The 15,037-nt window shown below is 65.5% G+C and carries 11 protein-coding genes; 5 read left to right on the top strand and 6 right to left on the bottom strand.

Features of this window, described 5'->3' with window-relative positions; all coding sequences use genetic code 11:
• Position 1: 1 nt before the first annotated feature.
• Together E3C22_RS07265 and E3C22_RS07260 are read right to left on the bottom strand one after the other, a co-directional pair.
• Positions 2–1,066 carry a glycosyltransferase family 2 protein gene (locus E3C22_RS07265; protein WP_134761343.1) on the bottom strand — a complete coding sequence of 355 codons (1,065 nt, stop codon included), beginning with the start codon at positions 1,064–1,066 and terminating at the stop codon, positions 2–4.
• A 338-nt stretch (positions 1,067–1,404) separates the two neighbouring features.
• On the bottom strand, positions 1,405–2,625 hold the full coding sequence (locus tag E3C22_RS07260) for an argininosuccinate synthase (RefSeq protein WP_134761342.1): 1,221 nt from the start codon (positions 2,623–2,625) through the stop codon (positions 1,405–1,407).
• A gap of 164 nt (positions 2,626–2,789) precedes the next feature.
• Here E3C22_RS07260 and E3C22_RS07255 point away from each other — a divergent pair, with 164 nt between their 5' ends.
• A complete protein-coding gene (locus tag E3C22_RS07255) occupies positions 2,790–3,434 on the top strand; it encodes a LysE family translocator (protein ID WP_134761842.1) in 645 nt (214 codons plus the stop codon).
• Between the two features lie 34 nt (positions 3,435–3,468).
• On the opposite strand, the gene E3C22_RS07250 is transcribed toward E3C22_RS07255, so the two are convergent.
• From E3C22_RS07250 to E3C22_RS07240, 3 genes are all read right to left on the bottom strand, one after another.
• On the bottom strand, positions 3,469–4,497 hold the full coding sequence (locus tag E3C22_RS07250; RefSeq protein ID WP_134761341.1) for a COG3904 family protein: 1,029 nt from the start codon (positions 4,495–4,497) through the stop codon (positions 3,469–3,471).
• 118 nt (positions 4,498–4,615) lie between these two features.
• Positions 4,616–5,206, bottom strand: a complete 591-nt coding sequence (locus E3C22_RS07245; RefSeq protein WP_134761340.1) for an NADPH-dependent FMN reductase — start codon at positions 5,204–5,206, stop codon at positions 4,616–4,618.
• Positions 5,207–5,450: 244 nt separating this feature from the next.
• Complete coding sequence (locus tag E3C22_RS07240) at positions 5,451–6,110, bottom strand: glutathione S-transferase family protein (protein WP_134761339.1); 660 nt, start codon at positions 6,108–6,110, stop codon at positions 5,451–5,453.
• 392 nt (positions 6,111–6,502) lie between these two features.
• Here E3C22_RS07240 and E3C22_RS07235 point away from each other — a divergent pair, with 392 nt between their 5' ends.
• The 4 genes from E3C22_RS07235 (at position 6,503) to E3C22_RS07220 (ending at position 14,112) form a co-directional block, all read left to right on the top strand.
• The gene (locus E3C22_RS07235) at positions 6,503–8,779 is read left to right on the top strand and encodes an acyl-CoA dehydrogenase (RefSeq protein WP_134761338.1); all 2,277 of its coding nucleotides are present in this window, start codon (positions 6,503–6,505) and stop codon (positions 8,777–8,779) included.
• On the top strand, positions 8,776–10,062 hold the full coding sequence (locus E3C22_RS24435) for an acetyl-CoA C-acetyltransferase (protein ID WP_167591647.1): 1,287 nt from the start codon (positions 8,776–8,778) through the stop codon (positions 10,060–10,062). Before E3C22_RS07235 ends, E3C22_RS24435 begins: the two co-directional genes overlap by 4 nt.
• Positions 10,063–10,135: 73 nt before the next feature.
• Complete coding sequence (locus tag E3C22_RS07225; protein WP_134761337.1) at positions 10,136–12,223, top strand: 3-hydroxyacyl-CoA dehydrogenase NAD-binding domain-containing protein; 2,088 nt, start codon at positions 10,136–10,138, stop codon at positions 12,221–12,223.
• On the top strand, positions 12,223–14,112 hold the full coding sequence (locus E3C22_RS07220) for an acetyl-CoA hydrolase/transferase C-terminal domain-containing protein (protein ID WP_134761336.1): 1,890 nt from the start codon (positions 12,223–12,225) through the stop codon (positions 14,110–14,112). The genes E3C22_RS07225 and E3C22_RS07220 overlap by 1 nt, the downstream gene beginning before the upstream one ends.
• 35 nt (positions 14,113–14,147) lie before the next feature.
• On the opposite strand, the gene E3C22_RS07215 is transcribed toward E3C22_RS07220, so the two are convergent.
• Positions 14,148–14,990 carry a fumarylacetoacetate hydrolase family protein gene (locus E3C22_RS07215; RefSeq protein WP_134761335.1) on the bottom strand — a complete coding sequence of 281 codons (843 nt, stop codon included), beginning with the start codon at positions 14,988–14,990 and terminating at the stop codon, positions 14,148–14,150.
• Positions 14,991–15,037: the final 47 nt, after the last annotated feature.

The raw sequence follows: 15,037 nt of genomic DNA, 5'->3' as shown, positions 1-15,037 counted from the left end.
GTCAAACGAAGTCGTAGACCGGGAATTCGACAAAGACATTCGTCATGAGAATGAGCAGTGAGGCCGCGTAGGATTTGAAATGGTGCATGCAGCTCTTGTAGTGCAGCCACGGCAGATCCCGATCGGACATCAGGCGAAACAATTGATCGAGTGTCCGCTTGTGGAAACGTTTGATGCTGAGATTGCGCGAGTCGTTCTTGTTGAGGATTTGAAACTTTTTAGGATTGTAGACGCGTGTTTCGACGAACCCGTCGCCTCGGGCCTGTTTTCTGTGGAATTCTTCGCGGCTTCGGACCGAGTAGTGGTTGATCTGCGCCCGGCTGTGATTGATATAGTCGGGCAGACCGGCTTCCTGGACATGGTAAGGAACGATCGTTCCATCCGCATAGACGTAGCGATCCCTCGGGTCTCCCCAGGGACGATGCGGCCCGAAGCCGCTGAACCCGGCGCCGATCCTGTGGAAACTCTTGAAATGAAAGTTTGTCCGGCAGTCGGGCGCGGCGCATCGCGTGAAGCGGTCCATGAGAAGGCCTGGCTGCCACACGTCGTTTCCTGCAGATCCGAAATTGAGCCAGTTGACGGCGATGGCATCCATCTCGGTATATGTCTGCAGGAAGTCGTCCACTCCCTCACGTTCGTGCGGGACGAAGTATTCGTCGCTGTCGATGCACAGGCACCAGTCGGCCGACCGGTAGAGATCCGACTCATACGCCTTGCGGTAGGCGGACAGTTGCGGCCGTCCGTTGCATCCGGAGTTGTCGATATAGGTGATCTCCCCGATATCGCTCAGCCTCGACAACAGGGCATCCGTGCCGTCCGTGGAGTCGTTCTGGCAGATCAGAATATCGCTGAAGCCAATGGCGCGATGATAGGCGATCCATTCGACGAGCCATGGACCCTCATCCTTGATCGAGGCGACGAGGAGTGTCTTCATCGGAATTCGCACCGCGTCTGTTGACGCTTCTTGTGTCAGGCTTCCGACGCTGTCCAACTGCGCCCCTGTGCCCGAAAGCTGCGGTGCAGGATCTGACGAAGATGGTACAGGAAATTGTGCGGTGCTCGACATTGTGCGGCTCAACCCGAAGTCGTTTGGCGTTGCGCACCCTTACCAACTGCCGCCAGGATGGCGCATCAGAGACGTCTCCGACTGGTGGCCACAGGCTACAAGCCGAATGCGCCGATGAGAAGCCAGGGCAGGCTGCCTCACTTAAAGTAACCTAGCGTTGCTTCGTGTCAATTGACTTCTGGCCAAAAACGGAAGGGCGTCGAGCGCCAGCAAGCGGGGGTTCCGGCGCCGCGGGTCGGGCGTTTGAAAGGCGACAATCAAGGCTTCGGCCGAGCCCGTGTCAGGGACTTTGCCGATGCGTTTAGAGCGTCATGCCAACCGGGCAGATGGGTCTTGGCTCACCGTCCATCGCGTTTGGCGAGCGTCCTCAGCCGCAGCGCGTTCAGCTTGATGAAGCCGGCGGCGTCCTTCTGGTCATAGGCGCCATGGTCATCCTCGAAGGTGACGAGGGCATCGGAATAGAGCGATTTCGGCGAGGAACGGCCCTCGACGATGACATTGCCCTTGTAGAGCTTCAGCCGCACCTCGCCCTCGACATGTCGCTGGCTGAGGTCGATCGCCGCCTGCAGCATCTCGCGCTCGGGCGAGAACCAGAAGCCGTTATAGATCAGCTCGGCATAGCGCGGCATCAACTCGTCCTTGAGATGCGCAGCGCCGCGGTCGAGGGTGATCGACTCGATCGCCCGGTGGGCGGCGAGGAGGATGGTGCCGCCGGGCGTCTCGTAGACGCCGCGCGACTTCATCCCGACGAAGCGGTTCTCGACAAGATCCAGCCGGCCGATGCCGTTGTCGCGGCCGAGATCGTTGAGGGCGGCGAGAAGCTCGTGCGGCTTCATCGCCTTGCCGTCGATCGAGACCGGGTCGCCTTTCTCGAAGCCGATGGTGACGATGGTCGGCTCGTCCGGCGCCTCTTCGGGGCTGACAGTGCGCATGAAGACGTAGGGCGGCGGGGTCTCGGCCGGGTCCTCCAGCACCTTGCCCTCGGAGGAGGAGTGCAGGAGGTTGGCGTCGACCGAGAAGGGCGCCTCGCCCTTCTTGTCCTTGGTAACGAGGATCTGGTTCTTCTCGGCGAAGTCGATCAGATCGGTGCGCGACTTGAACTGCCAGTCCCGCCAGGGCGCAATGACCTTGATGTCCGGATCGAGCGCATAGGCCGAGAGCTCGAACCGCACCTGGTCGTTGCCCTTGCCGGTGGCGCCGTGGGCGATCGCGTCGGCGCCGGTCTCGTGGGCGATCTCGACGAGCCGCTTGGAAATCAGCGGCCGGGCGATCGAGGTGCCGAGAAGGTAGGTGCCCTCATAGACGGCATTGGCCCGGAACATCGGAAAGACGAAGTCGCGGCAGAATTCCTCGCGCACGTCCTCGATATAGATCTCCTTGATCCCCATCCGCTCGGCCTTTTCGCGAGCCGGGGTCAGTTCCTCGCCCTGGCCGAGATCGGCGGTGAAGGTCACCACCTCGGCGCCGAGTTCGGTCTGCAGCCATTTCAGGATGATCGAGGTGTCGAGGCCGCCCGAATAGGCGAGGACGACCTTCTTGACGTCACGTGGGAGTGCCATGGCTCTCGTGTCTGCTCGCTCTGGAGATGTTCGTTTGACGGCGGTCTACACAAAAGCTCCGGCGAAGGGAACAAGGCGTCGCACGGATCGGCGCGGACCGAAAAGCAGGTGGCGTCGCGCCACGAGGACGCCTATTCATGGCGGCATTCGCAACGGGTATTCCGATGACCTTCATTCCCGACCTCTCGACGCTTCTTGCCTTCTCGCTCGCCTGTTTCGTGCTGACCATCACGCCTGGCCCGGACATGACGCTGTTTCTCGGCCGCACGCTCGCCGGCGGACGGGCCGCGGGGATTGCCGCCTTCGCCGGCGCGTCCACCGGTTCGCTGATCCATACGACGCTGGCGGCCGTCGGCCTGTCGGCGCTGATCGCTGCCTCACCGGAGGCATTCCTCGTCCTGAAGATCGGCGGCGCAGGCTATCTGATCTTTCTCGCCATCCAGGCGATCCGCTCCGGCTCGACCTTCAAGCTGGATGCGAAAGGCGAGAAAAAGGCGCCGACCCTGAAGGCCAACTGGCTGACGGGGATCGGCATCAACCTGTCGAACCCGAAGATCATCCTGTTCTTCGTGACCTTCCTGCCGCAATTCGTCGATGCCGGAGATCCGCATGCCGGCCAGAAGCTGTTCTTCCTCGGCCTTTATTTCATCGTCTTCGCGACACCCTTTTCGCTGGCGATGATCTTCGCGGCGGACAAGCTGTCGGCGGCGCTGAGGCGGCGGCCGAAGATCACCCGCACGGTCGACTGGATCTTCGCCAGCGTGTTCTCGGTCTTCGCCGTGAAGATCCTGATGACCCAGGGGCGGTGACAGACAAGCCTGTCTCCACCTCGAGGCTTGCAGGCTACCAGAGCGGCCGGTCGGGATCGTGGGCTGAAAGCGGATCGCCACGTTGCAGTGTCACGGTGCGGTCGATGCCGTTGACGATCAGGGTGGTGACGGAGCTGCCATCCGAAGTTGTATAGCAGGCATCCCCGAGAAAGCCGCCGCCATGGTTCAGTGGCACCCGCATGGTCGGGTTTTCGGGCTCGATGAAGATCGCCTCGCCGGCCACCAGTTCGATGGCGTCGCCTGGGGCGAGCCCCGCCAGCGCCGCCCGCGCGGCCTCACTGCCGCCTGCTGGCGGATAGCGGTCGTCCAGCATCTGCCTCTGGAGGCCTTCCGGGTCGGCGATCGGAGCTTCATCGCCGCCGATCAGCGGCCCGGCGTCGGCGAAAGCGCCGATCATTGTTCGCACGGCATTCCGGCATGCCGTTTTCGCCCAGTCCTGCGGCAAAGGCAGCGGCTCGCCAACAAGTGCGATGCCGAGGCCGGATAGCTCGGCCGGCGTGTCAATCATCTCCATCTCGGCAGGCGCCGTCGTCAGCAGCTTCGACAGGAGCCCGCCATCGACCTCGCGCATCCTTGTCGCGTAGTCGAGGAGCAGCGCATTGACGAGGCGCGACTGGTCAAGCACCTCGTTGACCAGCTCGACCTGATCATTCCGGCCGGAAAAGAAGCCGTGATAGCCGAGCCGCGCTCCAGGCTCGATCTCCCGGCGAACGCCATGGGCATATGTGCCGAAGGATCGCCCGCCGAGAAAGGCGATGGCGCAGGCGCTGAGGCAGCTTTGGCCGGCCTCGACCAGCGTCCCGGCATAGGTCGCGTGGATCGCCTCGCCGAGCCGCATTCCCTCGATGAGATTGCCGCCGGGGGAGGAAAAGGCGAGGGTCCAGAGCGGCGAGTCGATCAGCGGTGCGAGCCTGGCCGTGAACGTTTTAGCGTCGCCCTTTTCGATCGGGCCGGTGGCGCGGATGGTCTCGCCCTCGACATGAAACTCCATCGCGGGCGAGGTCGTCGTCAGGAGGCAGAGGACAAGGACGAGAGGTCGCATGGGCCGGTCGCGGGTGAATGATGACGTTACGTCATCCTAACGCCATGCGGACTGTCGTGCACCCCTTCTCGCCATCTCGCCATCTCGCCATCTCGCGACCGACGCCGCCCCGTGCGGTTCAATAAGGCGGCGGTGTCCTGGCCTTCTGGGCGCTGGCAGCTTCGGCCCACCATTCGAGGTCCTCGGCAAAGCGCGGAAACGCCTTTTCGACAGATGCGCCGGAGGGGCCCGTCGGCTGGCCCGCCTCGTCCAGCGCGCCGCCGATGCCACCCACCGAGAGCGCCGAGGAAATCACCACCATGCCCATTTCCGACAGGGTGCCGTGCCACGCAAGGGCCGCCCGGACGCCGGAAAAGCGTCCGGCGGAATAGCTGGCGATCGCCGCCGGCCGCCAGAACCATTCCTCCAGGAAATGATCGGTGAGGTTCTTCAGGCCCGGTTGCATGCCCCAATTGTATTCGCCGGTGACGAAGACGAAGCCGTCCGCCGCCTTGATCTTCCCGGCGAGGGTCTCGAGCGCCGCCGGCGCGGTGCCCGGGGCGTATTCCTTGTACATCCGGTCGAGCATTGGCAGGTCGAGGGCTTTCGCATCGATCAGCTCGCAATCGGCGCCGCGCTGCTTCAAACCGCGTGTGACGAAGTCGGCGAGGCGGATACCCATGCGGTCGCGGCGATAGGAGCCGTAGAAGACCAGGAATTTCAGAGCCATGGGTCGCCCTCGCGCGCTGCTTCAGTCCGCGCCGGGAATGATAGCCGCCGACCGAAAGCTCGGCTAGTGGCGGGCAGGGGCGATGGCGTGGTCGGTTCGTCATCCCGGCTGGTTGGCCGGGATGACGACGCTTCACCTTCCCTAGCCCTTCATCCGTGAATCCGCGTGGATGGACCGATCTTCCGACATTCGCCCGGTATGCCGCAATCTCTCCGCCCGCCCGGCCTGTCGCCGCGCCGGCTCCTCAGGCATAGGCGTAGGGCCCTCCACGCTTCAGGCCGCGGCGATAGGCCGGCCGCTCGTGAATGCGCAGAAGGAAGTCCCGCAACCGCGGATGATATTCGTAGCCGAAGCGCTGGGCGGCAGTCTCGACCGGAAAACTCATCATGATGTCGGCGACGGTGAGGTCCGGGCCGGCGAACCAGCCGGTCTCGCCGATCGCACGCTCCCAGTGGTCGATGTGCAGAGCCATCTGCGGCTTGACCAGCAATTCGTCGACCTTCTCCATCGCCGTCTTCAGGATCGGCTTGGCGAAGAACGGCGCCCTGTCCGGGATCATCTGCAGGACCAGCATCAGGAACAAGGGCGGCATCGCCGAGCCCTCGGCGTAGTGGAGGAAATGCCGGACGGTCCAGTAGTCGTCGCTGCCTTCCGGCGGCATCAGCCGGCCCTCGCCATGCCGTGCAAGGATGTATTCGACGATCGCCCCCGTCTCGGCGATGGTCGTCTCCCCGTCGGTGATCACCGGCGACTTGCCGAGCGGATGGATCTGCCGCAGTTCCTTCGGCGCCTGCAGGTCCTTGCCCCGCTGATAGTGCTTCACCTCATAGGGCGCGCCGAGTTCCTCCAGCAGCCAGAGCACGCGCTGGGAGCGGGAATTGTTGAGGTGGTGGACGGTCAGCACGGGGAAGAAACTCCAGGAAATTGGGAGGAAAAGGCGCGTCGGGGACGCCCGTTTCGTCGTCACGATTTAGTGCGCGCGCTGGCGCAAAACCACTCGTGCTGCGGGCGGTCCCCTGGCATTTCCCGCTGCGGCTCAGGTCTCGCAGTGGCTTGCGGACGACAAGCGCTGACCCGCGGCCGTTTCGTCGCACCGCCCGTCATCGCAGCTGTCGGGGATTCCTTGCCGGCCTTGGCAAGCGTATTCTCCAGGGGCAGCGACGGTGCCCCCGGGGGCGCATCCGTCGGTCGAAGGTTTTGACGTTTACGTAAAAGTTCGCTATGTGCGTCGCAGAGTCGAAACCCGGGAGGCTGTTCAGCCATTAGCCCCGGCAGGAGCCGAAAGGGAGCCGTTCCATGTCGTTTCGCAAGGACAAGATCACCCGCCCGATCTTCAAATGGGCCAAGGGCGTCATGCCGGCCATTTCCAAGACCGAGGAAGAGGCCATCGGTGCCGGAACCGTCTGGTGGGATGGCCAGCTGTTTTCCGGCAATCCGGATTGGGACGCGCTGATCGCGACGCCGCCGGCGCGGCTCTCGCCCGAAGAGCAGGCCTTCATGGACGGCCCGGTCAACGAGCTCTGCGGGATGATCGACGACTGGAAGATCTCCTCCGAGACCCATGACCTGCCGGAAGAGGTGTGGAATTTCCTGCGGGAGAAGAAGTTCTTCGGCATGATCATCCCGAAGCGCTACGGCGGCCTCGGCTTTTCCAACACCGCCCATTCGGAGATCGTCCGCAAGGTCTCGTCGGTGTCCGTCGTCGCCGGCGTCACCGTCATGGTGCCGAACTCGCTCGGCCCCGGCGAACTGATGCTGCATTTCGGCACCCGCGAGCAGCAGGACTACTGGCTGCCACGCCTTGCCGACGGCCGCGAGATTCCCTGCTTTGGCCTCACCTCACCGGATGCCGGCTCCGACGCCGCGGCGATGACCGATACCGGCGTCGTCGAATACGGTGAGCACAACGGCAAGGAAGTCCTCGGCATCCGGCTGAACTTCCACAAGCGCTACATCACCCTCGGTCCGGTCGCGACCGTGATGGGCCTCGCCTTCAAGATGCTCGATCCCGAGAACCATCTCGGCAAGGGCGAGGATCTCGGCATCACCGTCGCGCTGTTGCCGACCGCGACCAGAGGCGTCAGCCATGGCGAGCGCCACATCCCGCTGCACACCTATTTCCAGAACGGCCCGCTGACCGGCAAGGACGTCTTCATCCCGCTCGACTGGATCCTCGGCGGGCCGAAGCAGATCGGCCAGGGCTGGACCATGCTGATGACGGCGCTGGCGGCCGGTCGCTCGATCTCGCTGCCCTCCCAGTCGGCCGCGGCTGCGGCTTACTGCGCTCGCGTCACCGGCGCCTATGCAAGGGTGCGCACCCAGTTCGGCGTGCCGATCGGTATGTTCGAGGGCATCCAGCAGCCGCTCGCCGAGATCGTCGCCAACGCCTATCTGATTGACGCCGCGCGGCGGCTGACGGTCGCCGCCCTCGACGAGGGCCACAAGCCCTCGGTGCTTTCTGCGATCATGAAGGCGCACGCCACCTACCGCATGCGCGAATGCGTCGAGCGGGCAATGGACATCCATGGCGGCAAGGGGATCATCGAGGGCGAGAAGAACTATCTCGCGCCGATGTACCAGTCGGTGCCGATCGGCATCACCGTCGAGGGCGCCAACATCCTCACCCGCAATCTGATGATCTTCGGCCAGGGTGCCATCCGAGCCCATCCCTACATGCTGAAGGAGATGCTGGCTCTGTCCGACGAGGACAAGGATCGCGGCCTCGCCGAGTTCGACAAGCAGTTCTGGGCCCATGTCGGCCATTCGATGAAGACCGCCTGGCGCAGTTTCGCCCGCGGCTGGACCGGCGGCCTCGCGGCGCCGGCGCCGAAGGATGCCGCCTTCACCGGCCACTGGCGCCAGCTGTCGCGCTATGCCGCGGCTTTCTCGCTTCTGTCCGACCTGTCGCTCCTGACCCTCGGCGGTGCGCTGAAGCGCAAGGAGATGCTGTCGGCGCGTCTCGGCGACATCCTGGCGGAGCTTTATCTCCTCGGTGCGGTGCTGAAGCGCTTCGAGGTCGAGGGCCGGCCGGAGGCCGACAAGCCGCTGATCGAATACATCATGGAGAAGGGCTACTGCCGGCTCGGCATCGCCTTCAACGGCGTGCTCGACAATCTGCCGGCCCGCTGGGCGGCGGGCCTCGTCCGCTTCCTCGCCTTCCCGATCGGCGTTCCCTATCAGGAGCCTTCGGACGAGCTGACCAGCGAGGTGGCGGCGATCATGATGCGGCCGTCCTCGCAGCGCGATCGGCTGACTCCGGATCTCTATCTCGGCGAGCGCCATGCCTCGCATCCGGTGAAGGATCTCGAGACCGCCTTCGAGCGCGTCTGCGACGCTGCGCCGATCGAGAAGAAGATGCGCGAAAAGAAAATCAAGGATCCGCTTGTCGCGCGCGATGCGGGCGTTATCACCGAGGAGGAATACGGGCGCCTGATGACGGTGAAGGAGGCGGTCGCCAAGGTGGTCGCAGTCGACGCCTACGAGGCGCACGACGTTTCGCCCATCGCCGACCAGCACGCCTCGCAGCGCAAGGCCGGCGTCGACGCCATGCATCCGCGCGAGGCCGCCGAGTGAATTCACAACCTGTCTATTTGGTCGACGGCGCCCGCACGCCCTTCATCAAGGCGCGCGGGCGTCCAGGCCCCTTTACCCCCGTCGATCTCGCCGTCCAGTGCGGTCGGCCGCTGCTCCTGCGGCAGGGCTTTCCGGTCTCGGCGATCGATCTCGTCGTGCTCGGCTGTGTCAACGTCGTCGCCGACGAGATGAACCCGGCGCGGGTCGCGTCCCTGCGTCTCGGCCTCTCCGACGAGATCCCGGCCTTCACGGTGCAGATCAATTGCGGCTCCGGCATGCAGTCAATCGATACTGCCTTCCGCTACATCGAGCGGGGCACCCACGAGATCGTGCTGGCCGGTGGTACCGAGGCGCTCAGCCATTCGCCGCTGGTCCTGTCCAGCGGTGCAGTCGAATGGTTCGCGGCGCTCAACCGGGCAAAGTCGGTGGGCGAGCGGGCGAAGGTGTTTGCGCAGCTGAAGCCCGGCTATCTGAAGCCGGTCATCGGCCTCGAACGCGGCCTGACCGACCCGATCACCGATCTCAACATGGGCCAGACGGCCGAAAAGCTGGCGCATCTCTTCAATGTCTCCCGCCGCGATGCGGACGCCTATGCCATCGAGAGCCATCGCAGGCTCGGCGAGGCGACGAAGAACGGCAGGCTGAAGGAGGAGATGCTCCCGGCGATCGCTAGGGACGGCACCGTCTACGACCATGACGACGGCATCCGGCCGAACACCACGGTGCAGGATCTCGCCAAGCTGAGGCCGGCCTTCGAGCGGCCCTACGGCAAGGTCACGCCGGGCAACTCCTCGCAGATCACCGACGGGGCCTCCTGGACCATCCTCGCCTCCGAGGCGGCGGTGGAGAAATACGGCCTGACGCCACTCGCCAGGATCGTCGATTCCGATTGGGGCGGGCTCGACCCGTCGATCATGGGCCTCGGCCCGGTTACCTCGGTCGCGCCGATCCTCAGGCGTCAGGACATGGCGGTCGCCGACGTCGACCTGTGGGAGCTGAACGAGGCCTTCGCGGCGCAGGTACTCTCCTGTGTCGCTGCGCTCGACCAGCCGGAGGTCGCCGACGGCGTGCTCGGTCTCGAGGGGCGTGGCGGGCAGATTGAGCGCGACAAGCTGAACGTCGACGGCGGGGCGATCGCCCTCGGCCATCCGGTCGGCACCTCCGGCAACCGGATCACCCTGCATCTTGCCAACGCGCTGAAGCGTCTCGGCAAGAAGCGCGGCATCGCCACCCAATGCATCGGCGGCGGCCTCGGCGGGGCAATGCTGCTCGAAGCCGCCTGACGTCGGCGGCCACGCAGCCCTTCGGGCTGCGTTTTGCGACGAGAACCAAGAAAAGCGGACGGAATCGGACGACATGGGCAGGATGCTGAACGCACTTTCCGAGCGCGCTCTGGAACTCGGACCGGCGCGCGATGCCGAACCGAGCGGACATTTTCGGATATCCAGGGACGCCAACAACGTCGTCTGGATGGTGCTCGACCGGACCGACAAGCGCGTCAACACCATCGACCGGCCGGTTCTGGAGGAACTCGCGGGCCATATCGAGCGCCTCGAGACGGAAAAGCCGGCTGCCATCGTCATCCGTTCGGGCAAGGCGGCAGGATTTGCCGCCGGTGCCGATATCAACCAGTTCGTCGGCGCCTCGACGGCCGAGATCAAGGCCGCGCTCGAACAGGGCCACCAGGTGCTCGACCGTCTGGCGAAGCTCTCCTGCCGGACAATCGCGGTGATCCACGGCCACTGCCTCGGCGCCGGCCTCGAACTCGCGCTCGCCTGCGACCGGCGGATCGCCGTCACCAATGCCTCGCTCGGCTTTCCCGAGGTGATGCTCGGCCTTCACCCGGGCCTCGGCGGAACCTTCCGCGCAACCGCCGTCGCCGATCCGATCGAGGCGATGACGATGATGCTCACCGGTCGCTCGATGCCGGCGAAGCGGGCGAAATCCATCGGCCTCGTCGACGCGGTCGTGGAGGAGCGCCATGTCGCGGCAGCGGTGGAGGCGGCGGTTTCCGGCGATCTCTCCCGCAAGCCGAAATCTTTCGGCGGCAAGGCAATGGGCTTCAGGCCGGCCCGCCAGTTCGCCGCCCGGCAGATGCGCAAGAAGACGGCGGAGAAGGCGCGGCAGGAGCATTATCCGGCGCCCTTCAAGCTGATCGATCTCTGGGAAGAGCATGGCGGCGACGGCAAGGCCATGCAGCGGGCGGAGATCCGGTCCTTCGCCGAGCTGATCGAGACGGAGACGTCGAAGAACCTCGTCCGCGTCTTCTTCCTGCGCGAGAAGATGAAGGGGCTGAAGGAAGGCGAGTCCGCCGTCGAGCATCTCCACGTCATCGGCGCCGGTGCCATGGGCGGCGACATTGCCGCATGGGCTGCCGCGCAGGGTATCCGCGTCACACTCGGCGACATCCAGGTCGAGGCGATCGGCAAGGCCGTCGCCAAGGCGGCCAAGATGTTCAAGGCCGTGCTCAAGGATCCTCTGAAAATCCGCGACGCGCTCGACCGGCTGATCCCGGACCCGGAGGGCCTCGGCATCGCCCATGCCGATCTCGTCATCGAGGCGGCGCCGGAGAAGATCGAGCTCAAGCACAAGATCTATGCCGGCATCGAGCCAAAGCTGAAGGAAGGCGCGCTGCTCGCCACCAACACCTCGGCCCTGCCGCTCGAAGATCTGGCTTCGGGCCTTTCGGACCCCTCGCGCTTCGTCGGCCTGCATTTCTTCAATCCGGTCTCGCGCATGCAGCTCGTCGAGATTGTCCGACACGGGCAGATCTCGCCGGAGACCGAGCGCCGCGCGACGGCTTTTGCCGCCGAGATTTCGCGGCTGCCGGCTCCGGTCGCCTCGGCGCCGGGCTTCCTCGTCAACCGGGCGCTGACGCCGTATATGGCCGAAGCGCTGGTCCTGCTCGACGAAGGCGTCGAGAAGGAGCGCATCGATGCCTGCGCCGAGGAATTCGGCATGCCAATGGGGCCGATCGAACTGACCGACCAGGTCGGCCTCGACATCGCACTCGACGTCGCGACCTCGCTGCGTGAGCGGCTCGGCGAGGATGCGCTGCCGGCTGCGCCCGCCTGGCTGACGAAGATGGTCGAGGAGAAGCGGCTCGGCCGCAAGACTGGCCGCGGCCTCTACGACTATGACGACGACGGCAAGCCGAAGAAGGCCGAGACCTCGGCCTCGGGCGACGCCGAAATGCTCGATCGGCTGATCCTGCCGATGCTCAACGCCGTCGTCTCCTGCATCGGCGAGGGCGTCATCACCGATGAGGAGGTCGTCGACGGCGCGATGATCTTCGGCACCGGCTTTGCGCCCTTCCGCGGCGGCCCGGTGCATTATGCCCGCCAGCGCGGCGTCGAGGCGATCGTCGCCCGCATGGAGGAGCTGTCGGCAAAATACGGCCCGCGCTTTCACCCGCATCCGGGCTGGGAGAAGCTCAAGGGCTGATGGTTCTGCGTTTCGACGAGGAAAACCAGCTCGCCCGGGCGATCGTCGAAAGGGTCGGCCGCAGGGTCGTGCTCGCCTTGCCGCTCGGCCTCGGCAAGGGCAATCACGTCGCCAATGCGCTCTACCGGCTGGCGAAGGACGATCCGTCGATCGACCTCACCATCTTCACCGCGCTTTCCCTCGATCCGCCCTCCGGCGGCCGCGGTCTGGCCGACCGCTTCGCCGGGCCCCTGGCGGAGCGGCTCTATGACGGCGTCACCCGGCTCGACTATGTCGACGCCCGCAGGAAGGGCGCGCTGCCGAAGAACGTTGAGGTTGTCGAGTTCTTCCTGCAGGCGGGCTCACTGCTCCACAACCGCGCGGCCCAGGAAAACTACATCTCGGTCAACTACACCCACGCCGCCCGCCGCGTTGTCGCGAGCGGGGTGAATGTCGTCGCCCAGCTCGTCGGGCCGTCGCCGGACCGCAGCCACTATTCCCTCGGCTCCAACACCGACATGACTCTCGATCTCCTGCCGGAGTTCGAGAGGCTGCGCGGCGAGGGCCGCAAGGTCCTTCTCGTCGGCGAGGCGAACCGCGAGATGCCCTTCATGGGCGGTGCCGCGGCGCTGCCTGCGGATCGCTTCGACATGATCCTCGAAGGCGGGATTGCCGAGACCGCCCGGCTGTTCCCGGTGCCGAAGCAGCCCGTCTCGCTCGCCGAGCACGCGATCGGCCTTTATGCGGCGGCTCTGGTCAAGGATGGCGGGACGATCCAGATCGGCATCGGCGGCATGGGCGACGCGATCGCCAATGCGCTGATCCTCAGGCACCGCGATCCGCAGAGGTTTCGCGCCGCGCTGGAAGCGCTCGGCAACTGGCCGGCGAGCATGACCCCTGAGACGGGCCGGTTCGAGGAAGGCCTCTACGGCCTGTCGGAAATGTTCGTCGATCCGCTGATGCAGCTGATCGATGCCGGCATCCTGAAAAGACCCGCCTCCGACGGCAAGATCCTCCATGCCGGCTTCTTCGTCGGCCCGTCGGGCTTCTACCGGCGACTGCGCGACATGGAGCCGGAGCTGAAGGAGACCATCGCCATGCGCGAGATCTCCTTCATCAACGATCTTCCAGTCGAGGAGCGCGCCCGCCACGCTGCCGACCGCCGCAACGCCCGCTTCTTCAACTCCGCGATGATCGCCACGGCGCTCGGCGACGTCTGCTCCGACCAGCTCGAGGATGGCCATGTCGTCTCCGGCGTCGGCGGCCAGTTCAATTTCGTCGACCAGGCCTTCGCCCTGAGGGACGCGCGGTCCGTGCTGATGCTGCCTTCGACCCGCAATGGCGGCCGGCGGTCGAACATCCGCTGGGCCTATGGCCACACCACCGTGCCGCGGCACATGAAGGACGTCGTCGTCACCGAATATGGCGTGGCGGATATTCGCGGCCGCACCGACCGGGACACCGTCGCGGCGACGGTCGGGATCGCCGACGAGGCGGCCCAGGGAACGCTGATCGGCGAGGCCGTCGCGGCGCTGAAGCTCGAGCCGGGACACCGGCCGCGTCGGTGGAACAAGAGGGCAGCGCTCGAGGCGACACTCGCGCCTTTCGCCGACGTTCTGCCCGCCTATCCCTTCGGCACCGAGCTGAGCGAGGAGGAGCAGCGCCTCGCGCCGGCGCTGCTGCGGCTGAAGGAGGCGAGAGGCAATTGGCCCCTGATGGCAAAGCGCCTTGTCCGCGGCATGAGACTGAAGCCTGAAGCGGCCGAAACTGCAGCGCTGGCCCGCATGAATCTCGAGGCGCCGGCGGGCCTTTCCGAGCGGGCGATGCGGGCGGTTCTGCTTGCCTCGCTGCGGGAAGCGTCGGGAGCGGAGGGGCCACGTCGCCGCGATGGCGGCGGGGCGCCGTCATGATCGCCTTGGAGACCGCTTGCCTGGCGAAACGGCCGTCAGATCTGGACGCAGAGGTTCTCCTGCTCGCCGAGCCGCGTGCCGCCGAGACGGACCCTGTCGCCCGGCTTCAGGAAGCGCGGCGGATCGTAGGAGAGGCCGACGCCGGCGAGCGTTCCTGTCAGGATCACGTCGCCCGGTTCGAGCCGCATGAAGCGCGAGATGTAGGAGACGAGATAGGGGATCTTGAAGATCATCTCGCCGGTCGCGCCGATCTGCTGGCGCTCGCCATTGACGTCGAGCCAGAGCTCGATCTGGTCGGGATCGGGCAGCTCGTCCGTCGTCACCAGATAAGGTCCGAGCGGGCAGAAGGTGTCGTGCGACTTGCCCTTGGTCCACTGGCCGCCACGCTGGAGCTGGAAGTTGCGCTCGGTCACGTCGTTGGCGAGGCAATAGCCGGCGATCGCCCGCTGGCCGTCCTCGACGCTGGCATATTTGGCGACGCGGCCGATGACGACGGCAAGTTCGACGCCCCAGTCGACCCGGCCGGCCACCTTGGGGATCTCGATCGCGTCGTTCGGCCCGCAGGCGGCGGTGGCGGCCTTCATGAACAGCGTCGGCTCGGGATTGATCCGGAAACCGGCGAGGCTGGCGCTGTCGGAATAGTTCGGCCCGACGCCGACGATCTTGCCGATCCTGTCGATCGGCTTGCAAAGGCGGGTGCCCTCTGCGACCTTCGGCAGCGATGCGGGGTCGATCGCGGCGAGGGTCGCAAGGTTCTGCGGATCGAGCGCCGCGCCCTCGAGGGCTGCGACATGCTGCGAGAGATCCCGGATGCCGCCGGCATCGTCGACGAGCCCCGGGCGTTCCGCTCCGCGATCGCCAAACCGAACAAGCCGCATCCATACCTCCCTTGGGGTTCTTCGCCGGCACCGCCGGGGGGCCTGGT

It is taken from the genome of Jiella endophytica (assembly GCF_004519335.1).
GTDB lineage: Bacteria > Pseudomonadota > Alphaproteobacteria > Rhizobiales > Rhizobiaceae > Jiella > Jiella endophytica.
Note: the sequence above shows the minus strand (reverse complement) of the source record. Positions and strands in the feature narration are given on the sequence as shown.

Excerpts from the sequence above, each read along its gene's own strand:
- E3C22_RS07225 (WP_134761337.1), top strand. The coding sequence starts at position 10,136 with ATGGGCAGGATGCTGAACGCACTTTCCGAGCGCGCTCTGGAACTCGGA.
- E3C22_RS07265 (WP_134761343.1), bottom strand. The coding sequence starts at position 1,066 with ATGTCGAGCACCGCACAATTTCCTGTACCATCTTCGTCAGATCCTGCA.
- E3C22_RS07245 (WP_134761340.1), bottom strand. The coding sequence starts at position 5,206 with ATGGCTCTGAAATTCCTGGTCTTCTACGGCTCCTATCGCCGCGACCGC.
- E3C22_RS07260 (WP_134761342.1), bottom strand. The coding sequence starts at position 2,625 with ATGGCACTCCCACGTGACGTCAAGAAGGTCGTCCTCGCCTATTCGGGC.
- E3C22_RS07220 (WP_134761336.1), top strand. The coding sequence starts at position 12,223 with ATGGTTCTGCGTTTCGACGAGGAAAACCAGCTCGCCCGGGCGATCGTC.
- E3C22_RS07235 (WP_134761338.1), top strand. The coding sequence starts at position 6,503 with ATGTCGTTTCGCAAGGACAAGATCACCCGCCCGATCTTCAAATGGGCC.
- E3C22_RS07215 (WP_134761335.1), bottom strand. The coding sequence starts at position 14,990 with ATGCGGCTTGTTCGGTTTGGCGATCGCGGAGCGGAACGCCCGGGGCTC.
- E3C22_RS07255 (WP_134761842.1), top strand. The coding sequence starts at position 2,790 with ATGACCTTCATTCCCGACCTCTCGACGCTTCTTGCCTTCTCGCTCGCC.
- E3C22_RS07250 (WP_134761341.1), bottom strand. The coding sequence starts at position 4,497 with ATGCGACCTCTCGTCCTTGTCCTCTGCCTCCTGACGACGACCTCGCCC.